This window comes from Rhodanobacter sp. C06 (genome assembly GCF_002001105.1).
Classification (GTDB): Bacteria; Pseudomonadota; Gammaproteobacteria; order Xanthomonadales; family Rhodanobacteraceae; genus Rhodanobacter_A.
Window position 1 is genome coordinate 24,599 of sequence record NZ_MUNP01000070.1, and the last position, 21,695, is coordinate 46,293.

General features: G+C 68.5%; 21 protein-coding genes and 4 tRNA genes. 9 read left to right on the forward strand and 16 right to left on the reverse strand.

Annotated elements, in window-relative coordinates:
• The 3 genes from B0E52_RS14895 to B0E52_RS14905 all read left to right on the forward strand — a co-directional run bounded on the left by B0E52_RS14895 (window position 1) and on the right by B0E52_RS14905 (window position 3,494).
• Window positions 1-294: a type II toxin-antitoxin system RelE/ParE family toxin gene (locus tag B0E52_RS14895; RefSeq protein WP_077485104.1), complete on the forward strand. Its 294-nt coding sequence runs from the start codon at window positions 1-3 to the stop codon at window positions 292-294.
• A 115-nt stretch (window positions 295-409) separates the two neighbouring features.
• On the forward strand, window positions 410-2,053 hold the full coding sequence (locus tag B0E52_RS14900; RefSeq protein ID WP_077485106.1) for an acetolactate synthase large subunit: 1,644 nt from the start codon (window positions 410-412) through the stop codon (window positions 2,051-2,053).
• 13 nt (window positions 2,054-2,066) lie between these two features.
• Complete coding sequence (locus tag B0E52_RS14905; protein WP_077485107.1) at window positions 2,067-3,494, forward strand: aldehyde dehydrogenase family protein; 1,428 nt, start codon at window positions 2,067-2,069, stop codon at window positions 3,492-3,494.
• Window positions 3,495-3,527: 33 nt separating this feature from the next.
• On the opposite strand, the gene B0E52_RS14910 is transcribed toward B0E52_RS14905, so the two are convergent.
• A complete protein-coding gene (locus B0E52_RS14910; RefSeq protein ID WP_217316701.1) occupies window positions 3,528-4,295 on the reverse strand; it encodes a YdcF family protein in 768 nt (255 codons plus the stop codon).
• 50 nt (window positions 4,296-4,345) lie between these two features.
• A complete protein-coding gene (locus B0E52_RS14915; protein ID WP_077485111.1) occupies window positions 4,346-5,104 on the reverse strand; it encodes a YdcF family protein in 759 nt (252 codons plus the stop codon).
• 81 nt (window positions 5,105-5,185) lie between these two features.
• Between B0E52_RS14915 and B0E52_RS14920 the strand changes: the two genes are divergently transcribed.
• Together B0E52_RS14920 and B0E52_RS14925 are read left to right on the forward strand one after the other, a co-directional pair.
• Window positions 5,186-5,782, forward strand: a complete 597-nt coding sequence (locus B0E52_RS14920) for a YigZ family protein (protein WP_077485113.1) — start codon at window positions 5,186-5,188, stop codon at window positions 5,780-5,782.
• Window positions 5,783-5,896: 114 nt separating this feature from the next.
• Window positions 5,897-7,000 (forward strand): acyltransferase, encoded by a 1,104-nt coding sequence (locus B0E52_RS14925; protein WP_077485115.1) that lies wholly within the window; start codon window positions 5,897-5,899, stop codon window positions 6,998-7,000.
• Between the two features lie 35 nt (window positions 7,001-7,035).
• On the opposite strand, the gene B0E52_RS14930 is transcribed toward B0E52_RS14925, so the two are convergent.
• Window positions 7,036-8,439 (reverse strand): alkaline phosphatase family protein, encoded by a 1,404-nt coding sequence (locus B0E52_RS14930; protein ID WP_077485117.1) that lies wholly within the window; start codon window positions 8,437-8,439, stop codon window positions 7,036-7,038.
• A gap of 174 nt (window positions 8,440-8,613) precedes the next feature.
• Here B0E52_RS14930 and B0E52_RS14935 point away from each other — a divergent pair, with 174 nt between their 5' ends.
• Both B0E52_RS14935 and B0E52_RS14940 read left to right on the forward strand, forming a co-directional pair.
• Complete coding sequence (locus B0E52_RS14935; protein WP_077485119.1) at window positions 8,614-10,380, forward strand: ABC transporter transmembrane domain-containing protein; 1,767 nt, start codon at window positions 8,614-8,616, stop codon at window positions 10,378-10,380.
• 222 nt (window positions 10,381-10,602) lie between these two features.
• Window positions 10,603-11,109: a PepSY domain-containing protein gene (locus B0E52_RS14940; RefSeq protein ID WP_077485121.1), complete on the forward strand. Its 507-nt coding sequence runs from the start codon at window positions 10,603-10,605 to the stop codon at window positions 11,107-11,109.
• 95 nt (window positions 11,110-11,204) lie between these two features.
• Here B0E52_RS14940 and B0E52_RS14945 read toward each other — a convergent pair whose 3' ends face one another.
• Window positions 11,205-12,401, reverse strand: a complete 1,197-nt coding sequence (locus B0E52_RS14945; protein WP_077485123.1) for a serine hydrolase domain-containing protein — start codon at window positions 12,399-12,401, stop codon at window positions 11,205-11,207.
• Between the two features lie 29 nt (window positions 12,402-12,430).
• Between B0E52_RS14945 and B0E52_RS14950 the strand changes: the two genes are divergently transcribed.
• Window positions 12,431-12,769: a hypothetical protein gene (locus tag B0E52_RS14950; RefSeq protein ID WP_139351710.1), complete on the forward strand. Its 339-nt coding sequence runs from the start codon at window positions 12,431-12,433 to the stop codon at window positions 12,767-12,769.
• A 158-nt stretch (window positions 12,770-12,927) separates the two neighbouring features.
• On the opposite strand, the gene B0E52_RS14955 is transcribed toward B0E52_RS14950, so the two are convergent.
• From B0E52_RS14955 to uvrC, 7 genes are all read right to left on the reverse strand, one after another.
• Entirely contained in the window at window positions 12,928-13,113 is a 186-nt protein-coding gene (locus B0E52_RS14955; RefSeq protein ID WP_077485126.1) for a hypothetical protein, read from the reverse strand.
• Window positions 13,114-13,312: 199 nt separating this feature from the next.
• Window positions 13,313-13,399, reverse strand: a tRNA-Leu gene (locus tag B0E52_RS14960).
• A gap of 133 nt (window positions 13,400-13,532) precedes the next feature.
• Window positions 13,533-13,606 (reverse strand) — tRNA-Cys (locus B0E52_RS14965).
• 81 nt (window positions 13,607-13,687) lie between these two features.
• Window positions 13,688-13,763, reverse strand: a tRNA-Gly gene (locus tag B0E52_RS14970).
• Between the two features lie 115 nt (window positions 13,764-13,878).
• Window positions 13,879-13,954: transfer RNA gene (locus tag B0E52_RS14975), tRNA-Gly, on the reverse strand.
• Window positions 13,955-14,013: 59 nt separating this feature from the next.
• The gene (gene pgsA / locus B0E52_RS14980; RefSeq protein ID WP_077485127.1) at window positions 14,014-14,622 is read right to left on the reverse strand and encodes a CDP-diacylglycerol--glycerol-3-phosphate 3-phosphatidyltransferase; all 609 of its coding nucleotides are present in this window, start codon (window positions 14,620-14,622) and stop codon (window positions 14,014-14,016) included.
• Window positions 14,623-14,682: 60 nt separating this feature from the next.
• A complete protein-coding gene (uvrC, locus tag B0E52_RS14985; protein ID WP_077485129.1) occupies window positions 14,683-16,509 on the reverse strand; it encodes an excinuclease ABC subunit UvrC in 1,827 nt (608 codons plus the stop codon).
• A gap of 28 nt (window positions 16,510-16,537) precedes the next feature.
• On the opposite strand from uvrC, the gene B0E52_RS14990 reads away from it, so the two are divergent.
• Entirely contained in the window at window positions 16,538-16,744 is a 207-nt protein-coding gene (locus tag B0E52_RS14990; RefSeq protein WP_139351711.1) for a hypothetical protein, read from the forward strand.
• A 7-nt stretch (window positions 16,745-16,751) separates the two neighbouring features.
• On the opposite strand, the gene B0E52_RS14995 is transcribed toward B0E52_RS14990, so the two are convergent.
• From B0E52_RS14995 to serC, 5 genes are all read right to left on the reverse strand, one after another.
• Entirely contained in the window at window positions 16,752-17,228 is a 477-nt protein-coding gene (locus tag B0E52_RS14995; protein WP_077485132.1) for a low molecular weight protein-tyrosine-phosphatase, read from the reverse strand.
• The gene (gene kdsB / locus B0E52_RS15000; RefSeq protein WP_077485133.1) at window positions 17,225-17,998 is read right to left on the reverse strand and encodes a 3-deoxy-manno-octulosonate cytidylyltransferase; all 774 of its coding nucleotides are present in this window, start codon (window positions 17,996-17,998) and stop codon (window positions 17,225-17,227) included. The genes B0E52_RS14995 and kdsB overlap by 4 nt, the downstream gene beginning before the upstream one ends.
• A 121-nt stretch (window positions 17,999-18,119) precedes the next feature.
• Window positions 18,120-19,430: a 3-phosphoshikimate 1-carboxyvinyltransferase gene (gene aroA, locus B0E52_RS15005; protein ID WP_077485135.1), complete on the reverse strand. Its 1,311-nt coding sequence runs from the start codon at window positions 19,428-19,430 to the stop codon at window positions 18,120-18,122.
• Window positions 19,427-20,515, reverse strand: coding sequence for a prephenate dehydratase (gene pheA / locus B0E52_RS15010; RefSeq protein WP_077485137.1), 1,089 nt, complete (start codon window positions 20,513-20,515; stop codon window positions 19,427-19,429). The genes aroA and pheA overlap by 4 nt, the downstream gene beginning before the upstream one ends.
• Window positions 20,516-20,564: 49 nt before the next feature.
• Complete coding sequence (serC, locus tag B0E52_RS15015) at window positions 20,565-21,650, reverse strand: 3-phosphoserine/phosphohydroxythreonine transaminase (protein ID WP_077485335.1); 1,086 nt, start codon at window positions 21,648-21,650, stop codon at window positions 20,565-20,567.
• Window positions 21,651-21,695 lie beyond the last annotated feature (45 nt).

Consider the following 21,695-nt stretch of genomic DNA (forward strand, 5'->3'; position numbering starts at 1 on the left):
GTGCCCCGCATCGAACTCGCACCCGAGGTCGGCGAGGACTTCGAGCGCATCCTCGATCATCTGGTATCGCACCAGGCCGCACACATCGAAGCCCGGCTGCGCGAGATTGCCGCCGCTATCGACGTGCTGGAAACCAACCCGCTGATCGGACGACCTGCCGACAACGGCAAGCGCGAGCTGGTGATCGGCAAGGGCCAGCATGGCTATGTGGCCCTGTACCGCTACGTGGACAGCTTCGACATCGTGTTCGTGCTGGCCGTGCGTGCACAGCGCGAAGCCGGGTTCATGCGTTAGCACTTGGCTGCATCGCCGCGGCGCATTGCCACCGCACGTGGGCAACGCATGACGCCCACTCACGCGCGCTGAACGCAGCATCACGCATCCTGCCGCCTTCCCACGGAGGTCGTGCATGAAAGCCGCATCGTTGTTCGTGAAGGCGCTGGAAGCCGAAGGCGTGCGCTGCATCTTCGGCGTGCCGGGCGAAGAGAATCTCGATCTGGTCGAAGCGCTGCGCGAATCCTCGATCAAGCTGATCGTCACCCGCCACGAGCAGGCCGCCGGCTTCATGGCGGCCACCTGGGGCCGGCTCACCGGCGAGGCCGGCGTGGCGTTGTCCACGCTGGGGCCGGGCGCGACGAACCTGGTCACCGCGGCGGCCTATGCGCAACTCGGCGCGATGCCGATGCTGATGATCACCGGGCAAAAACCCATCCGCCTGCACAAGCAGGGCCTGTTCCAGCTGGTGGACGTGGTGGACATGATGCAGCCGCTGACCAAGTACACGCGCCAGCTGGTATCCGCCGCGACGATCCCGGCGCGGATACGCGAGGCGTTCCGTCGCGCCGAGGAGGAGCGCCCCGGCGCGGCGCATCTGGAACTGCCCGAGGACGTCGCGCGCGACGAGGTGGACGACGCGATCCTGCTGCCCACCGAATACGCACGCCGCCCCTCCCCCGACGACGCCGCGCTGGTGCAGGCCGGCGAGGCGATCAGCCAGGCGAAGCATCCGATCCTGATGATCGGCGCGGCGGCGAACCGCCAGCGCACCGCGGTGGCTCTGCGCGCCTTCATCGACAAGCTGGGCATCCCGTTCTTCACCACGCAGATGGGCAAGGGCGTGGTGGACGAGGATCACCCGCTGTGGCTGGGCAACGCCGCGCTGTCCGACGGCGATTTCGTGCACCGCGCGATCGACGCCGCCGATGTTATCGTCAACGCGGGCCATGACGTGGTGGAGAAGCCGCCGTTCTTCATGCACAAGGGACGGCGCACGGTGATCCACATCAACTTCGCCACGGCCGAGGTGGATGCGGTGTACTTCCCGCAGATCGAGGTGGTTGGCGACATCGCGCACACCATCGAGCGGCTCACCGACGCGCTGCAGAAACAGCCGCACTGGGATTTCGGCTACTTCGACAAGGTGCGCAAGGCATTCCATGCGCAGCTGCACGAACACGCCGACGACCCGCGCTTTCCGATGCATCCGGTGCGCATCGTCGCCGACACGCGCGCCTGCATGCCGGACGACAGTGTGCTGTGCCTTGACAACGGCATGTACAAGCTGTGGTACGCGCGCTACTACCGCGCCCGCCAGCCGAACACGATCCTGCTGGACAACGCGCTGGCGACCATGGGCGCCGGCCTGCCCTCGGCGATGGCGGCGAAGCTGGTGCATCCGCACCGCAAGGTGCTGGCGATCTGCGGCGACGGCGGCTTCATGATGAATGCACAGGAGCTGGAGACCGCGGTGCGCCTCAGGCTCGACCTGGTGATCCTGCTGCTGCGCGACGACGCCTACGGCATGATCCGCTGGAAGCAGGCTGACATGGGCTTTGCCGATTACGGCATGCAGTTCGGCAATCCCGACTTCGTCATGTTCGCCGAGGCGCATGGCGCCCACGGCCACCGTCCGGCCAGCGCCGATGCCTTCCTGCCCACGCTGCGCGCGGCATTCGACGCCGGCGGGGTGCACCTGATCGACCTGGCCATCGACTATTCCGACAACCATCGCATTCTCGACGAACAAATCCGCCAGCTGAGCGCGGCGGTCTGATCCGGAGAAACCCATGCTAGCCAAGACCTATCCCTACTACCTCGCCAACCAGCCACAGACGTCGAAGGCGATGCTGGACGTCTACGACAAGTACAGCGGCAAACTGGCCACCCGCGTGGCCATGCCCGACGCAAAAGTCACCGAGAAGGCGATCGCCGCCGCGGTGAAGGCAGCGAAGCCGATGCGCGAGTTCAAGCCGTGGGCGCGGCAGGCGGTGCTGCAGCACTGCGCAGACCGCTTCAGCGCACGCCGTGACGAGCTGGCCGAGGCGCTGTGCATCGAGGCGGGCAAGCCGATCAAGGATGCGGCGGGAGAAGTGACAAGGCTGATCGAGACCTTCCGCATCGCGGCCGAGGAATCCGTGCGCATCAATGGCGAGACGATCAACCTGGAACTCGCCGCGCGCCTGGACGGCTACCACGGCTACACCAAGCGCGTGCCGCTTGGGCCGGTGTCCTTCATCACGCCGTTCAACTTCCCGTTGAACCTGGTGGCGCACAAGGTGGCTCCGGCGATCGCAGCGGGCTGTCCGTTCGTGCTGAAGCCCTCGGAGAAGACCCCGATCGGCGCGCTGATCATCGGCGAAGTGTTGGCCGAGACCGACCTGCCGAGGGGCGCGTTCTCCATCCTCACGCTGGACGGTGCGCATGCCGCACCGCTGGTGGAGGACGAACGCTTCAAGCTGCTCTCCTTCACCGGCGGGCAGATCGGCTGGGACCTGAAGGCCCGCGCGGGGCACAAGAAGGTGACGCTGGAACTGGGCGGCAACGCGGCCTGCATCGTCGACGCGGACCAGGGGCCGAAGCTGGACAAGGTGGTGGAGCGGCTGCTCTTCGGCGCGTTCTACCAGTCCGGCCAGAGTTGCATTGGCGTGCAGCGCATCTATGCCCACACCGACGTCTACGACGCATTGAAGCGCAAGCTCGTCGCGGCCACGAAGAAGCTCAAGGCCGGCGACCCCAAGGACAAAAGCGTGTTTCTCGGCCCGATGATCGACGAGGCCGCCGCCGAACGCCTGCACGGCTGGATCATGGAAGCGAAACGGGCCGGCGGGAAGATCCTCTGCGGCGGCAAGCGCAGCGGCAACATGCTGGACGCCACCCTGATGGAGCACGTGCCGGCCGACGCCAAGGCGAATCGCATGGAGGCGTTCGGCCCGTTCGCCCTGCTCGCACCGTTCCAGACCATCGACGAGGCTATCGCGATGGTCAACGACTCCGACTACGGCCTGCAGGCCGGCATCTTCACCGACCGCCTGGAGCACGCGATGCGCGCCTGGGACGAACTGGAACAAGGCGGCGTGGTGGTGAACGACATCCCCAGCTTCCGCGTGGACAACATGCCCTACGGCGGCGTGAAGCTCTCCGGCCTCGGCCGCGAGGGCGTGCGCTACGCGATCGAGGACATGAGCGAGCTGCGCCTGATGGTGGTGCGGCGATAGAGCCCGGCCGCGACTGCTCCGCTGCGCCGGCGATCAGTTAGCGGGAAGCGTGGCCGCTTCCGGCGAGGCTTCGGCGCGATGCCGCCACGCATACCAGTGGTACAAGGCCATGCCGGCGTACTCGTGCAGCGCATGATCGGTGAGGCTGAGGTTGCCGGCCAGTGGCAGCAGCGACCACGCGTTGCGCACGTAATCCGCGCGCACCGGCGTCACCGAGATGCCGAAGTGTCGGAACGCGAACTCCGCGCGCCGCAGGTGCAACGCCGAGCTGACCAGCCAAACCCGCTGGGCGCCGATGCGCGCCAGCGGCGCGCGCGCGAACTCGGCGTTCTGCCAGGTGGTGCGGCTGCGCGATTCGAGCACCATGTCGGCCGCCGGCAAACCGAGCCGCACCAGCGCGTTGCCGTAGACCTGCGCCAGCGGCTCGCCCACGGCGTAGGCGTCCCCGCCGCTGACCAGCACCTTGCAACGCCTGCCGGCGGCACGGCAGGCGTTGTACAACGACATCGTTTCAGCCACCCGCACGTAGCCGGCCTGGCCCGGTTCCGGCGTGCCGCCGGCCGGGTTGTTGGCGTTGGCGGTGAGCAGCACGATCGCGTTGCCGGACGCCCAGTCCAGCGCCGGGCGATGCGCATACGGCGCCTGCCAGCCGCGCAGCAGCAGATTCGGCACCGGGCCGCAGCCGATCGCGAACACGGCCACCACCGCCAGCGCCACGCCGGCCAACTGCAGCCGGCGCCGGCCCAGGCGCCCGGCCAGCCAGGCGCAAGCCAGCAGGACGATCAGCGCAAGCAGGATCATGGTTGCTCCAGCAACGGGCGATGCCGCCATTATGCCGATGGATCGCCATGCTACGGCGCGCCCGGCTCCGTCTCCTGCGCGTTCCAGTCCATCGCGTTGTAGACGTGGTAGCGCAGCACGCCGACGTATTCGTGCAGCGCCAGGTCGGTCACCGCGAAATTCCACGACTGCGGCCACCAGTCCATGCGCTCCTTCAGCCAGTCGCTGCGCACCGGCGTGGTCGCGATGCCGAAGTGCGCGAAATACAGGCTGGCGCGGCGCAGGTGCGTGGCCGAGGACACCAGCAGCACACGCTGAGCGCCGTAGTCACGCAACAGCGGCGCGCTGAACTTGGCGTTCTGCCAGGTATTCATGCTGTGCGGTTCCAGCAGCAGGTCGGCGACCGCCACGCCCATGCGTTCCAGCGCGGCGGCGTATACCGCGGCTTCCGACTCGCCGATGTGCCGGGCGTCGCCGCCGCTCACCTCCAGCTTGCAATCGTTGCTGCTGGCCTTGCATTCGCGATACAGCGCCAGCGCCTCGTTGATGCGGCTGTGTGCGGGTTCGCCCGGCTCCGCCGTGCCATCCGCCGCGCGCTGCGCGCCGGCACCCAGCAGCACGATCGCGTTGCGCGGTGCCCAGGCAATCGCGGGGCGCTGCGCATACGGCCCCTGCAGGCTGCCCAGCAGCCACGCCGGCAACAGGCCGCAACCTTCCACCACGAACAGCAACACGGCGAACACCAGTGCAGCCTTGCCCGTGCGCCGCCATTTCAACGCGCGCAAGGCCAGCCCCAGCAGCACCAGCACGATCAGCACATTCAGCGACATCGGCGCCGGTTCCCATCACGCAAACCGGCAGCCTACTGCAAAGACATGACGCACCGATGTGCATCGCCTACCCTGCACCGCATGAATGCACCGCTGCACACCCTCGTCGCCGCCTGTCGCCACGAGGAGTCCATCAAGAAAAGCCGCTTCCTGGCCCAGGCCGCGCCGGCGGCTTCGCCGGAGCAGGCGCTGGCCTTCGTGCGCGCGGTGTCCACGGCGGATGCCACGCACAGTTGCTGGGCGTACCGCATCGGCCAGGACTACCGCTTCAACGACGACGGCGAGCCCGGCGGCACCGCGGGCCGGCCGATCCTGCAGGCGATCGAAGGCCAGGGCTGCGACCGCGTCGCGGTGGTGGTGACGCGCTGGTACGGCGGCATCAAGCTCGGCGCCGGCGGCCTGGCCCGCGCCTACGGCGGCGCCGCGGCGGAATGCCTGCGCAGGGCCGAACGCGTGGCCATCGTGGCGATGGCACGGCTGGGCCTCACCTGCGATTTCGCGGAACTGCCCTTGCTCAAGGCGCGCCTGCGCGAACTGGGGGCCGAAATCACGCGCGAACAGTTCGGTGCCGATGGCGTGACGATGGAATTCGAGCTGCCCGCGCAACGCGTCGCCGAGGCCGAGGCGCGCATCGCCGACCTCAGCCGCGGCCGGGTCGCGGTTCGTCGCATGGATTGAACGTCCTGCCGCACCGCCAGCAAATCGCCACGATCCGGGCTTGAGGAACGCCGATGCGTTGCGCAGACTGCGCGACCACGCACGCGCGACGCGCCGACATCCAAAGGGGAACCCATGCCACGCCTGCCCGGCCTCGACCTGCTGCGCGCCATCGCCATCGTCTGGGTGATGTTGTTCCACTCGTGGATGATCGGCGGCCTCGGTACGCCGCTGTTCCAGCCCGTCGCCGACTACGGCTGGATGGGCGTGGACTTGTTCTTCGTGCTCAGCGGTTATCTGATCGGTTTCCAGTTGCTGGCGCCGCTCAGCCGCGGCGAGCCGCTGCGCTTTGGCGCGTTCTACCTGCGCCGCGCCTTCCGCATCCTGCCGGTATTTTTCGTCGTGCTGGCCGTGTATGTGTCATTTCCTGCCTGGCGCGAGGCGCCGGGCATGCAGCCGGCGTGGCAGTTCCTCACGTTCACGCTGAACCTCTTGATCGACTACCGGCACAACCAGGCGCTCTCGCACGCGTGGTCGCTGTGCGTGGAGGAACACTTCTACCTGCTGTTTCCGCTGCTGGCATGGTGGCTGGCGCGGCGTGCGTCGCGGGCGCGGGTCATCGGCGCCGTCGCGCTCGTGGTGCTGGCCGGTTTGGGGCTGCGCGCCTACGCCGTGCTGCACGGCAAGGACTGGCTGGAAAGCATCTATTACCCGACCTGGACGCGGTTGGACGGCCTGCTGGCCGGCGTGCTGCTGGCGACGATCCAGGCGTACCGTCCGCGCTGGTGGGCTGCCGCGCAGCGGCGCGCGAACACGCTCGCCGTCGCGGGCCTGCTGGTGGTCGGCGCAGCCATCTGGTTGTTCCGCGACAAGACTGCGTTCGCCGCCAGCGTGTTCGGCTTTCCGCTGCTCGCGCTGGGGCTGGCCTTGCTGGTAGCCGCCGCGGCCGGCCCCGCCGGCTGGCTGGGCCGCTGGCGCATCCCCGGCGCGGGCTGGATCGCAGGCATCTCGTACAGCCTCTACCTGAGCCACAAGCTGGCCATGCACGCGGTGCACGATGCATTGTCGAACTGGCCCGCGGTGCACGGGCCCGCCGCCTTCGTCGTGTACGTGCTGGCGATCGCCGCCACCGGTGCGCTGCTGCACTACGCCATCGAGCGACCGTTCCTGCGACTGCGCACGCGACTGGCCGGCGGCGGCGTACGCCCGCTCGCTGAAACCCAAACGGCATCGGCCTGAGTTCGCGCCGCGCACGGCAACGGGATCGAAGCAGCCTACGGCAGCCCCATGCCATGCAGCGCGCCCTTGATGTGCTGCGCGGCTTGCGCCGCGTTCTGCAGGGGCGGCGCCACCGGCACCTGACCGTTCGCCAGATTGCGCAGGTGGTCGTCGACGGACACGCCCGCACCCAGCGGCGCCAGCACGCTGGCGGCGCCCTGCATCGCCTGCTGGAAACTGTTGAGCGGCGCGTTGCGCGCGGCCTGCAAGCCGACGGGATCGGCGGCCATGACGCGCGCTACCACCGGGTCGCGCGGATCGGGTTCGGGCGCATCCAGCGTCAGCACCTGGCCCAGGTCGGGCGCGGCCGCATCGCGTGCGGTCAGCGGCGCGGCGATGCCGTAGCGCAGGCGCAGGGTCTTGATGATGGCCGTGTGGTCGAACGGCTGGCCGGAGCCGGCGCGGAACACCGTGCCCTTGCGTACCCACGGCGAAGCCACCACCGCCGGCACGCGCACGCCCAGCCGGTCGAAGGCGAACACCTGCCCGGGTTGCGCCGGGGCCGGCGACACCGCGAGGGGCGGCGGCACGTGGTCGTGGCAGCCGCCATGCTCGTCGAAGGTCACCACCAGCATCGTCGACGGCCACTGCGGCGAACCGAGCAAGGCGTTGTACACCTGCGCCACCAGGGCATCGCCATAGCCGATGTCGTGCGGCGGATGCATGTCGCTGGGCCAGTCCTGGTCGGCGAAGTAACGCGGCTCGATGAAGCTGTACGAGGGCAAGCTGCCATTCGCCGCGTCGGCAAGGAAATCGTCGAACCGGTGGAAGTGATCCAGATGCCCCCACAGCCGCGACAGCGTCAGCGACTGCGCGAAGTCGTGGTAGTACACGGCCCAGCCGTCGGGAGCCACGCCGTCGAGCGCGTTGAACACCGTCGGCATCAGGTAGGGAAAACGCGGCGGCGAGTTGTTCTCGTAGCCTTGCGCCGTGCCGGTGTGCACGAAGAAGCGGTTGGGCCAGGTCTGGCATGGCGCGGAGGCGAACCACGCATCGCAGACCGCGTAGTTGCGCGCCAGTGCGGCGAGCGCCGGCACCTGCCCGGGCAGGAAGCCGTGCATGATGTCGCGCGGCTCGCCACCGTTGCGCGCGTAGTTGACCGCGAAGCCCTGCATGCCCGGTGGCTGCGCACCGGGCGGCGACGCGCCGAACAGCTGCTGGTTGATGTCGCCGAACGATTCGCCCGGATCGGGCCTGGGCAACACCATGCTGCCGTCCGGCCACGGGATGGGCGAGGTCCAGACCGGGATCGGCGCGCCGTTGCCATCCGGGTTGGACTCCTGCCCGGACAAGCCGTCGAAGTCCGCGCTCTTCGGATAGAGCCTGCCGAACAGGTTGTCGAACGAGCGGTTCTCCAGCATCAGCACCACGAAGTGCTCGATGACGTTCAAGCCTGCCATGCCTGTTCCCTCCCCTTGGCACCACAGTCGACGCCCAGCGCCCGGCGGACGATCGGCCGCCACTATCGGGATTCCGTCGCCGGTCGCCAAGTGCCGCGCTGGTGAATTGAATCGCCCGCTGCCGGCCCCATCTGGAACGGATCGCGGCCCGCCGCCCAGCCCCTCCGGAACTCCATGAGCGACTCCGCGCAGCCCCGCTCGACCCGCCGCCTCGGCGCCTTGCGCCAGCTGTGGCCGTTCCTCAAGCCGCATTGGCGACTGGCCGCGGGCTGGCTGCTGTTCCTGGGCATCTCGTCCACCGCCACCCTGGTGCTGCCGATGGCGGCGCGGCAGATCATCGAGCACGGTTTCGAGCACACCGACCCCGCCGCGATCAACGCCACCTTCCTGGGCCTGTTCGCGGTGGCGCTGGTACTGGCCGTCGCCACGGCCGCACGCTACTTCTGCATCACCCTGCTGGGCGAACGCGCGCTGGCCTCGCTGCGCAGCCAGCTCTACGCGCACGTGATCCGGCTGGACGTGGGCTTCTTCGAGAAGAGCCGCGTGGGCGAGCTGAACTCGCGCCTCGGCACCGACACCGAGGTGGTGCAGGCGCTGATCGGCTCAGGCATCTCGGTGGCACTGCGCAGCGTGGTGATGCTGCTGGGCGCCAGCGCGATGATGATCTGGACCAGCCCGCGCCTCGCCGGCCTCACCGCACTGGTGATTCCGGCCGTGATGCTGCCGATACTCGTGTTCGGCCGCCGCGTGCAGAAGCTGTCGCGCGCCAGCCAGGACCGCCTCGCCGATGCCGCGGCGATCGCCAACGAGACGCTCAACGCCGCACCCGCGGTGAAGGCCTATGCGCGCGAGGACATCGAAAGCACGCGCTACGCCGGCGCGATCACCCGCGCGCTGGCCTCGGCACGCTCGCGCATCGGCATGCGCGCGTGGCTCACTGCCGCGGTAATCGTGCTGTTCTTCGGCGCGATCACCCTGGTGCTGTGGGCCGGCGCGCGCGACGTGCTGGCCGGCACGCTGAGCGCCGGCGTGCTGGGCCAGTTCGTGCTGTATGCGATCTTCGCCGCCGGCTCGGTGGCGGGGCTTTCCGAAGTGTGGGGCGACGTGATGCGCGCGGCCGGCGCGATGGAACGCATCGGCGAACTGTTCGCCGAGCACGCCGACATCGCCAGTCCGCCACAACCGCAGGTGCTGCCGCGTCCGGTGAGCGGTGCGCTCTCCTTCGAGCACGTGCGCTTCCACTACCCCACCCGCCCCGACGCACCGGCGCTGCACGACTTCAACCTCGACATCCAGCCCGGCGAGACGGTGGCCCTGGTCGGCCCCTCCGGTGCGGGCAAGAGCACGGTGCTGGCGCTGCTGCTGCGCTTCTACGATCCGCAGTCCGGCCGCATCACCTTCGATGGCGTCGACCTGCGCGCACTGGCGCTGCCTGAGCTGCGCGGCGCGATCGCGCTGGTGCCGCAGGAGACCGCGATCTTCGCCGGCAGCGCCGCCGACAACATCCGCTTCGGCCGCCAGGACGCCGGCGACGACGAGGTGACCGAGGCCGCCCGCGCCGCCGAGGCGCACGACTTCATCCGTGCGCTGCCCGAAGGCTATGCGGCGGAACTCGGCGAACGCGGTGTGCGCCTGTCCGGTGGCCAGCGCCAGCGCATCGCGATCGCCCGCGCGATCCTGCGCGACGCACCGCTGCTGCTGCTCGACGAAGCCACCTCCGCGCTGGACGCGCAATCCGAAGCCGCGATCCAGCAGGCGCTCGCACGGCTGGAACAGGGCCGTACCACGCTGGTCATCGCCCACCGACTCGCCACCGTGCAGCGCGCCGACCGCATCGTGGTGCTGGACGGCGGCCGCATCGTGGCGCAGGGCACGCACGAGAGCCTGCTGGCCGAGGGTGGGCTATACGCGGAGCTGGCGCGACTGCAGTTCGTGGCCTGAGCAGACACGGCCGGTCCCACACGCGGCGCGCGGCATCGCCATGCGTGCCCGTCGCGCGAGGCAACTGAACCGCAACCCGCTGTTCATTTTGCGTCTGGTTTTTTTTCACGTCGCCCTGCCGAACGCGATGGTCCCATCGGTGCTGCCCGGGCCGGCTCGCGATCGTCCGGACCATGGATACGCCTGCCGGCACGACTCGTCCCCACCACGAAGGAGTGCACCATGGACAAACGCCTGCTTCCCCTGCTGGTCGGGTTGTCGATCAGCGCCGCCGTCTTCGCGCAAACCACGTCCTTGCCGACGACATCTTCGACTGCCACCCGGACCACTACGACCACGACCACGACCTCCTGGTCGACGCAGCCACCGAACGGTGCGATGAGCGAGGAGGCAATCAAGAGCGCTATCGCCAGCGCGGGCTACCAGAAAGTGAAAGGCCTGGAGTTCAAGGATGGGGTATGGCGCGCCAAGGCCCGCGGCGGCAACAAGAAATGGGCCAAGCTTGCCGTCGGGCCGGTTTCCGGCAAGGTCTATCCGTCCGACGCCCCCTCCCGGCTCAACGAGGATGAGGTCAGCGCAAGGCTGACCGCGGCCGGCTACCAGAACGTCAAGGATGTGAAATTCGATCACGGCCTGTGGCGTGCGGAGGCGAAATCGCCCCATGGCCACAGCGTCGACCTGCTGGCCGATCCGGATGACGGCAGTGTGGTCGCCCAGTCGCACGGCTGATCCGCTTCCCGTGCGCCACGTGCAAGTCCGCTCAATCGCGGCGACGGGGCGTCATCGTTTCAGGAGCGCTCGCACAAAGCCACGTGGCGGCGGGACTACGGCTTCCGCTCCGCATCCACCGCCCGCTTGACCGCCGCCACGAACGCGCGCCGCCCGGCCACCAGTTCCTTCGAGGTCGCCGCCGGCCACGAGGCCACCTGCGCGATCACCAGCTTGCGGGCCGGATCGACATAGACCATCTGTCCGAAGATGCCGATGGCGGCATAACTGCCATCGGCGTCGGTCCACCACAGAAAACCGTAACCGCGATCCGGCGCGCCGGTGGCGGCGTGCCGCCGCGTGGCGCCGGCCAGCCAGGCCTTCGCGATCACGGGCCTGCCGGCTACGCGGCCGCCGTCCAGCATGAACTGCCCCAGCCGCGCGTAATCGCCCAGCGTGGCCGAGAGGCCGCTGCCGCCGGTGTCGCTGCCATCGCACTCGTCCTTGATCCAGTACGCGTCGGAAGCCATGCCGTACGGCTTCCAGACCGTCTCGGAGAGGTAGGCGGCCAGCGAGCGATGCGTGGCCCGCTGCACCAGGATGCCGAGCAGGTCGGTCTCCGCGGTGTTGTAGTTCCAGTGTGTGCCGGCCGGCCATTGCCGCGGCAATTTCTTCAGGTAGGACAGCACGTGCGCCTCGCCGTCTACGCAGGCGCCGAGGTACATCTGCGCCACGTCCGACTTCGCGTCGTCGTAGTCCTCGTTCCAGCGCACGCCGGAGGTCATCGTCAGCAGCTGCTCCACCGTGACGTCGGCATACGCGCTGCCGCGCAGTTCCGGGATGTAGCGGCCGAGCCGGTCGTTCATGCTGCGGATATCGCCCTGCTGCAAGGCGATCCCCAGCAGCACGGAAGTCACCGACTTGGCCACCGAGAACGAGATCCAGCGCTGCGTCGGCCCGAAACCCAGCGCGTAGCGTTCCAGCCGCACCCGGCCATCCTGCAGCACCATCACCCCGGCGACGTGGTACTTCGCCATGTAGCCGGCCAGTTGCGCGGCTTCATCGCTCCCTTCCACCACCAGCGGCTTGCCCGCTGGCAGCGCATGCACCTGCGTGCCATGCGTCGCGCGGTCGCTGGGAAAGCGCTCGTACATCCGCCGGAACTGCGCATCGCGCTCGGCTTGCGGCCAGAACAGCACGCCTTCGAGCTGCTGGCCGATGGTGGGTTCGGCCGCATCGGCTGCGGCTGAAGGCAGCGAGGCACCCAGGCACAGGGCGATGGCGAACAGGCAGGTACGGAGGTTTGCGGGCATGTCGGCACGGGATGCAAGGCAGCGAAGCCATGATTCTAAACGGTCGCCACCAGGCGCAGGTCGCCCATGCGAGGGCTGCGCATGGCCAGCTGATCACCGGGCACAGCTCGAAGGTATGGATCGACTACACCGGCACGGGACGCGTGGTGTTCGACATCTTCAAGCAGGAACGCATGCCGCACATCATGCCGCTGACGATTGCATTCGGCGGCCAGGAAGGCCCCAACGATCGCGGCGGTCACAACGTGCCGAAGCTGTCGCTGGTGGGCAGGCTGCACAGGCACTCATGCATGCCCGGCGCCTGCTCATGCCCGTCACGTTGCCACTGGCGAAGACGTTCCGGCGCGAGCCGCTGGATTTTCACGTGAGCCTTGCCGCCATCGGCAACCCCACGTTCGGCGCGCGAGGGGGACAAACGACGACTTGATCCTGGCGGTACGCTGGCGCCCTGCCGGACAGCGGCCGCGAGATCATCGTGGAGCCGTTGCGGTTCGCGCAGGGGTGGGCTGATCGGATGCCCCGCCGATCAGCCGCGATGGCTGCCCTTGTGGTCCCTGGGGTTCAAGGGCGCCTGGCCGGTGTGCGCGGGATCGCGCGCAAAGCGCTTCGTCGAATGGAACTGCGTTGCATGTTCGGCTACGGAGTCGACTTTCTTGCTGGAGTACACCGCGTGGATATCGGCGGCAGTCAGGATCTCGGGCGTTTTGCTCATTCGGGCGGCTCATGGTGAGGGAATGTCTGGCCACCATACTCCCTAACTGCCGATCGCATGGCGCAGCGTCATCGGTTCGCGTTGATCGCCGCCGTGTCCATGCAACAGAACGCGCCGCCACAACCGGATACCTGACGGATACAGCGCGCAACACCAAATCGCCCGCTCTCGAAATTCATTCGCAATCCATTGTTTCCATTGGTGCCCGGAGCGGGGATCGAACCCGCATGGCCGCGAGGCCGAGGGATTTTAAGTCCCTTGCGTATACCAGTTTCGCCACCCGGGCGACGAGCGGAATGCCTGCGCGCAGGCGGCGCGGATCGTAGCACGCACGCGGAGCGCGACCGCCGCGAAACATGCGCGCACAAAAAACCCGCCATGCGGCGGGCTTCTGGCTGGCGCAGTAGCCAGCGGAACTATGGAGGCCGAGGTCGGAATCGAACCGGCGTACGCGGATTTGCAGTCCGCTGCATGACCACTCTGCCACCCGGCCAGATGGCGCAGTCGCGATCCACGGGGATCATCGGCTGCCGATAAAACAAAACCCCGGCGACGCGAGGTTTTGCTGGAAAACTGGAGCGGGAAACGAGACTCGAACTCGCGACCCCGACCTTGGCAAGGTCGTGCTCTACCAACTGAGCTATTCCCGCTTGAGGAGCCGCCTATGGTAGCAGAACAACGGCGGATGTGAAGCCCTCGACCCGCGCCGGATGGCGGGCCCGGAAACGACGAAGCCCCGGCGGACCGGGGCTTCGTGCGCGGATCTGGAGCGGGAAACGAGACTCGAACTCGCGACCCCGACCTTGGCAAGGTCGTGCTCTACCAACTGAGCTATTCCCGCTGAGGAGCGCGCATTCTAATACGCGGATACGCCGCGTCAAGGCTTCCCGCGCGTGCCGTTCAACCGTCGTGCGGCGCGTCTGGCTGCCGCGGCGCATCGCCGCGCAAGGTGGGCCACGCCGCGTGCAGGTAGTACAGGCCCGACCAGATGGTGAGCACGCCGGCGATCACCAGCAGCGCCTCGCCGATGTGGTACAGGCGCAGCGCGGTGGCCTCCTTCTCGTGTTGCACGATCAGCACCACCAGCGCCACGATCTGCATCACCGTCTTCAGCTTGCCGATGAACGCCACCTTGACCGTGGCGCGCATGCCGACTTCGGCCATCCATTCGCGAAGCGCCGAAATGCTGATCTCGCGTCCCACGATCACCGCTGCGGTCACCGCCATCACGATGCTGGACCATCCTTCCGGATGCGACTCCACCAGCAGGAACAGGGTCACCGCCACCATCAGCTTGTCGGCCACCGGGTCGAGAAAGGCGCCGAACGCCGAGGTGAGGTTCATGCGCCGCGCGAGGAAGCCGTCCAGCCAGTCGGTGACGGCGGCGAGCACAAACACGATCGCGGCGGTGATGTTGTGGCCGTGGAACGGCAGGTAGAACACCAGCACCATCACCGGCAGCAGCGCCACGCGGAACAGGGTCAGCCAGGTGGGGAGGTTGATGCGCATGCGGGGGTCCGTCGGTTTGCCACAGTGTCGCATGCCGCCGCGTCACGGCGCAGCGAAATTTCAGCCGTGCAGCACGTCGTAGATGCGTTCGGCCAGGCCGCGGTCGATGCCCTTCACTCGCATCAATTCCTCCACGCCGGCAGCCTCCACGCCGGCCAGGCCGCCGAAGGTCTTCAGCAACGCGCTGCGGCGGCGCGCCCCCACGCCGGGCACGTCTTCCAGCACGCTGCGCTCGCGCGCCTTCTCGCGCCGTTTGCGGTGGCCGCTGATCGCGAAGCGGTGCGACTCGTCGCGCACCGCTGCCACCAGATGCAACGCCGGCGAGGTCGGACCGGGATGGATCTCGCGTCCCTGGTCGGCCAGGATCAGGGTTTCCTCGCCCGCACGCCGCGCCGGGCCCTTGGCCACGCCGACCACGTGGATGCCGGTGACGCCGAGTTCCTGCAGCACCTCCAGCGCCTGCGCCACCTGGCCGCCGCCGCCGTCGATCAGCAGCACGTCGGGTTTCGCACCCTCGCCTTCGGCGAGCTTGCGGAAACGCCGGGTCAGCGCCTGGTGCATCGCCGCGTAGTCGTCGCCGGGAGTGATGCCACTGATGTTGAAGCGGCGGTAATGCGACTTCTCCGGCCCTTCCGGCCCGAACACCACGCAGGACGCCACGGTGAGTTCGCCGCGGGTGTGGCTGATGTCGAAGCACTCGAGGCGCCGCGGCGGTGCGGGCAATTCCAGCAGGCGCTGCAGGTCCTCGAAGCGCGTGCCCAGGGTCTGCCGGCTGGCAAGGCGCTGGGTCAGCGAGGCCTGCGCATTGCGCTCGGCCATCTGCAGGAAGCGCGCGCGTTCGCCGCGCACGCGGCTCTTCAGCTCCACCGCGTGGCCGCTCTGTTCCGTCAGCACTTCGGCGAGCACGGCCTGCTCGGGCAGCTCCTCGCCCAGGATCAGCTCGCGCGGCACCGGGCGGTCGAGGTAGTACTGCGCCACGAACTGCGCCAGCACGTCGGCCGGCTCCGCATCCAGCGGCAGGCGCGGGAAGAAGTCGCGCGTGCCCAGGCTGATGCCGTCACGGAAGAACAGCACGCTGACGCAAGCCATGCCGGCCTCGATGCGGCAGGCGACCACGTCCATGTCGGCGCTGGCGCCTTGCACGTGGTGCTGCGCCTGCAGCTGGCGCAAGGCCGCCACCTGGTCGCGCAGCGCGGCGGCACGCTCGAAGTCCAGCTTTGTGCTGGCCTGCTCCATCGCCGCGGCCAGCTCGTCGATCACCGCGCTGCTGCGGCCTTCCAGGAACATCTCGGCGTGGCGCACGTCGTTGGCGTAGTCCTCCTTCGAGATCAGCCCCACGCAGGGCGCGGTGCAGCGGCCGATCTGGTATTGCAGGCAGGGCCGCGAGCGGTTGCGGAAGTAGCTGTCCTCGCACTGGCGCACCTTGAACAGCTTCTGCATCAGACCCAGGCTCTCGCGCACCGCGAAGGTGCTTGGATACGGTCCGAAATAGCGCCCTGGCAGATTCTTCGCACCACGGTGGAAGGCCAATCGCGGATAGTCCTCGCCGCCTGACAGATAGATGTACGGGTAGCTCTTGTCGTCGCGCAACATGATGTTGTAGCGCGGCTTCAGCGACTTGATCAGCTGCGATTCCAGCAGCAGCGCCTCGCCTTCGGTGCGCGTGACGGTGATGTCGCAGCGGGCGATCTGCGTGATCATCGCCGCGATGCGCGGCTCCAGCCGGGGCTTCAGGAAATAGCTGCCCACGCGCTTCTTCAGGTTGCCGGCCTTGCCCACGTACAGGAGTTCGCCGGCCGCGTCGAAATAGCGGTAGACGCCGGGCGAGGTGGTCAGGGTGCGGACGAAGGCCTTGCCGTCGAAGGCGAGCGGCGTGTCGGATGGCATGCGGGGATTTTAGCCGGTTCGCGTGGCCGTGATCGGTATCATCGACGCCACTGTCGATGGCTTTACGGAAACGCGCATGGGCTGCCTGCCGATACCGATATTGTTCGTGCTTGGCGTGCTGGTCGGCGACTGGCTGTGGGGCGATACGGGCGCGTTGTGGGGCGCCGGCATCGGCCTGCTGCTCGGGCTGGTTCTGTTCGGCGTCTTCATCCTGAAGCTGCGACGGCGGCGCTGAGCGGCCTTCAGCGATTGAGGTTGCGCAAGCGCTCGACCAGGCCGGCGACGCCACGCTCGGCCAGTTTCACTGCCGCGGTGAAACCGGCCGCATCGCCATGCCACGGATCGGGAAAATCCGCCGGCGGCGCCATACCCGTCCACTCCAGGAACAACGCGGTCCGCTCCACCTGCTCGGGCGTGCCGGCAAGCTGGCGCAAGCCACGCAGGTTGTCGCGGTCCATCGCCAGCAACAGGTCGTAGTCCGCGAAATCGCGCTCGCGCAGCTGGCGCGCACGATGCTTCGACAAGTCATGGCCCGCGGCGCGCGCCGCCGCGACCATGCGTGGATCGGCGCCCTCGCCTGCATGCCAGCCGCCGGTGCCGCAGGAGGCCACGGTCACGTCCAGCCCGGCGTCGGCCAGACGCTTGCGCGCCACGGCCTCCGCCAGCGGCGAACGGCAGATGTTGCCGAGGCAGACGAACAGCACGCGGCGCGCGATCATCCCTGCGCCAGCAACCACTGCTCGGCGCGTGCGAGATCGGCCTCGGTGTCGATGCCGGGCGGGAACGGCTCGGGCGTGAGCCGCGCCGCGATGGCATGGCCATGTTCCAGCACGCGCAACTGCTCCAGCGACTCGGCCTGCTCCAGCGGCGTGCGCGGCAGTCGGGCGTATTGCGCGAGGAAACCCGCACGGTAGGCATAGATGCCGATGTGGCGCAGAAACGGCGCGCCGGCCGGCAGCACCTCACGGTTCGCGGCGAAGGCGTCGCGCGCCCAAGGCAACGGTGCGCGACTGAAGTACAGCGCACCCCCGTTCGCGCCGCGCACCAGCTTCACGACGTTCGGATCGAACAATTCGTGCGCGTCGGCGATCGGGGTCGCCAACGTGGCCATCGGCGCGTCGTCCTCGGCCAATGCGTGCGCCACCTCGCGAATGCCCGCCGCCGGAGCGAACGGCTCGTCGCCCTGCAGGTTAACCACGATGGCGTCGTCGGCCCAACCGCACAGCACGGCGCACTCGGCCAGACGGTCGCTGCCGGAGGCGTGGTCGGCGCGCGTCATGCAGATCTTGACGCCCTGCCCGGCCAGCGCATCGGCGATGCGCGCATCGTCCGTCGCCACCACCACGGCCGCCGCGCCCGCCTGCAAGGCCCGCTGGGCCACGCGCACCACCATGGGCACGCCGGCGATCTCGCGCAGAGGCTTGGCCGGCAAGCGGGTGGAGCCATAGCGGGCGGGAATGGCGACGATGAAGGGTGGGACAGTAGGCATGGCGGACTCGGACAAAAACCGGTTGCGACTCTACCGGAATTGCCGACGCGTGAAGGTCATCGCAAGACCGAACCCTCACCCCAACCCCTCTCCCGATGGGAGAGGGGCGCAGGCATCCAGGTCAGTCCACGACATCCAGCGCGAAGCCACAGCCGTTGGCCAGCGCCATGAAACCAGGGAACGAGGTGGCCACGTGGCGGCAGTCGTTGATGCGCACCGACGCCTGTGCCACCAGACCAGCCACCGCGAAGCTCATCGCGATGCGGTGGTCGGTGAGGCTTTCCACCGTGCCGGCCGCCAGCGTGCCGCCATGGATGGTCGCGCCGTCGGGCGTTTCGTCCACCGTGATGCCCAAGGCGCGCAGGCCCGTGGCCATGGCGGCGAGGCGGTCGGATTCCTTCACGCGCAACTCGGCGGCGCCATGGATGACGGTGCGGCCCTCGGCCACTGCCGCAGCGACGAAGAGCGCGGGGAATTCGTCGATCATGTCCGGCACCAGTGCCTCGGGCAATTCGACGCCGTGCAGCGGCGCGTGACGCACCATGATGTCGCCCACCGGCTCGCCACCGCTTTCGCGCGGATTGTCGATGCGGATGTCGGCGCCCATCAGGCGCAGCGCTTCGAGCAGGCCGGTGCGACGCGGGTTGAGGCCCACCGCCGGCAGGCGCAGCTCGGAGCCGGGCACGATGCTTGCGGCGACGAGGAAGAACGCCGCCGAGGAGAAATCCGCCGGCACGTCCACGTCGGTGGCGTGCAGCGTGTGTCCGCCGGAAAGCTTCGCGCGCCCCGGCTCGAACGCGATCGGCCAGCCGAACGCGGCCAGCATGCGCTCGGTGTAGTCGCGGGTGGGATGCGGCTCGACCACCTCGGTCTCGCCTTCCGCATACAGGCCGGCCAGCAGCAGCGCGGACTTCACCTGCGCGCTGGCCACCGGCAATTCGTAGCGGATGCCGTGCAGGCGCTGGCCACCGCGCACGACGAGCGGCGGCAGGCCATCCTGCGTATCGATGCGCGCGCCCATCGCGGCCAGCGGATCGGTGACGCGGCGCATCGGCCGCTTCGACAGCGAGGCGTCGCCGACCAGGGTGCTGTCGAAGGCCTGCCCGGCCAGCAGGCCGGCCAGCAGGCGCATGCCGGTGCCCGCGTTGCCGCAATCCAGCGCCTGCGCGCTGGCGCGCAGGCCGTGCAGGCCCACGCCGTGCACCACGCGCTCGCCGTCGGCCGGCGTCTCGATGCGCACACCGAGCTGCTGCAACACGGCGGCGGTGGCGCGGGTGTCCTCGCCTTCGAGGAAACCGCGGATATGCGACACCCCGTCGGCCAGCGCGCCAAACATCAATGCGCGGTGCGAAACGGACTTGTCTCCCGGCACGCCCACGCTACCCCGCAGCGGGCCGGCCGGGCCGCTGCGCCAGTCCAGCCGCCCGCTCAAGGCAGCGCCACCGGGTAGGAGCCGAGCACGCGCAGCTGCGCCACCGACTGCTCGATCTCCTTCACCGCCGCCTGCAGGGCTTGGTCCTGGATGTGGCCGGAGACGTCGATGAAGAACGCGTACTGCCACTTGCCGCTGTGTGCCGGGCGCGATTCGATGCGGTTGAGGCTCACGCCGTGCTGCGCGAACGGGCTGAGCACGTGGTACAGCGCGCCCGGTTGATCGTTCACCGTGATCAGCAGCGAGGTGCGGTCGTTGCCCGAGGGTGGGAACAGGCTGCGGCCGATCACCAGGAAACGGGTGGTGTTGTCGGCACGGTCTTCGATGCCGCTGGCCAGCGTCTGCAGGCCATAGACCTTGCCCGCGGTTTCGCCGGCGATCGCGCCGGCGTCATCGGCGTGACGCGCCAGCCGCGCGGCCTCCGCGTTGCTGCCCACCGCCTCGCATTCCACGTTCGGCAGGTTCATGCGCAGCCAGGTCTTGCATTGCTGCAGCGACTGCGCGTGGGCATAGACGCGCCGGATGTCCTCCAGCCGCCCGGCCATCGAGTGCAGGCACTGGTGCACGCGCAGTTCGACCTCGCCGCAGATGCGCGCATCGGAAGTGAGGAACATGTCCAGCGTCACCTGGATCATGCCCTGCCCGGAGTTCTCCACCGGCACCACGCCGAAATCGGCATGCCCGGCGGCGACTTCCTGGAATACCTCCTCGATGCTGCCCAGCGGCAGGCCGTAGGCGGCATGGCCGAAGTGCTTGCGCACCGCCTGCTCGCTGAAGGTGCCTTCGGGACCGAGGAAACCGATCTTCAACGGGTCTTCCTGCGCCAGGCACGAGGACATGATCTCGCGGAACAGCCGCACCATCTCGGCATCCGGCAGCGGTCCCTTGTTGCGGTCCACCACCATGCGCAGCACGTGCGCCTCGCGCTCGGGGCGGTAGTAGTCGATCGCGGACAGGCCCTCGCCCTTCACCCGGGCCACTTCCTGCGCCCAGTTCGCGCGCTCGGAGATCAGTTCCTGGATCTGCCGGTCGATGCTGTCGATGCGCTCGCGCACGTCGGTCAGCGAGGTCTTGCTGTCGGTCATGTCGGATGTCTGGATGGATAGAAGGCCAAATGCATGATGCCCGAAATGCTCAACCGTGTCGCGCCGCGAAGTCGCGCATGAAGGCCACGAGCGCATCCACCGCCTCCGGCGGCACCGCGTTGTAGAGCGAGGCGCGCATGCCGCCCAGCGCCTTGTGGCCCTTGAGCGCGAACAGGCCGGCAGCCTCGGATTCGGCGAGGAACAGCGCATCCAGCGCGCTGTCGTGCAGGGTGAACGGCACGTTCATGCGCGAGCGCGCGGCCGGGTCGACCGGGTTGCGGTAATAGCCGCCGGAGCCGTCGATGGCCGCGTACAGGCGTTCCGCCTTGACGCGGTTGCGCTCGCCGATGGCGGCGAGGCCACCCTGCGCCTTCAGCCACTCGAAGGTGAGCCCGGCGAGGTACCAGCCCCAGGTGTTCGGCGTGTTGAGCATGGAGTCGTTCGCCGCATGCTCCGCATAGCGGAAAATCTTCGCCATCGGCCGTGTCGCACGAGCCAGCAGATCGCGACGAACGATCATCAGCACCAGGCCGGAAGGGCCGATGTTCTTCTGCGCTCCGGCGTAGATCAGGCCGAAACGATGCACGCCCAGCGGCGCCGAAAGGATGTCGGAGGACATATCCGCCACCAGCGGCACCTCGCCCACGTCGGGGATATCGTGGTGCTGCACGCCGTGGATGGTTTCGTTGGGCGTGTAGTGCACGTAGGCTGCGCGCGGGTCGAGCTTCCATGCCTCGCGCGGAGGCAGGCGGCGGTAATCGTCGGCCTTGCTGTCGGCGGCCACGTTGACCCTGACATAGGGCGTCGCCTCGCTGGCCGCCTTGGCGCCCCAGTGGCCGTTGACGATGTAGTCGGCACTGTCGCCCTCGCCCGCCAGGTTCATCGGAATCTGCGCGAAATGCTGAGTGGCGCCGCCTTGCAGGAACAGCACGGCGTAGTCGTCGGGGATCGCGGCCAGTTCGCGCAGGTCGGCCTCGGCGCGGGCCGCCATCGCGATGAAGCGCTTGCCGCGATGCGACTGCTCCATCACCGACATGCCGCTGCCGTCCCAGTCCAGCAGTTCGCGCTGCGCGCGCTCGAGCACCTCGCGCGGCAGCGCCGCTGGACCCGCACTGAAATTCCAAACCTGGCTCACCAAGCTATCCCCGTGGCTGCGTTCGCCCCATTATGCCGCGCCGCA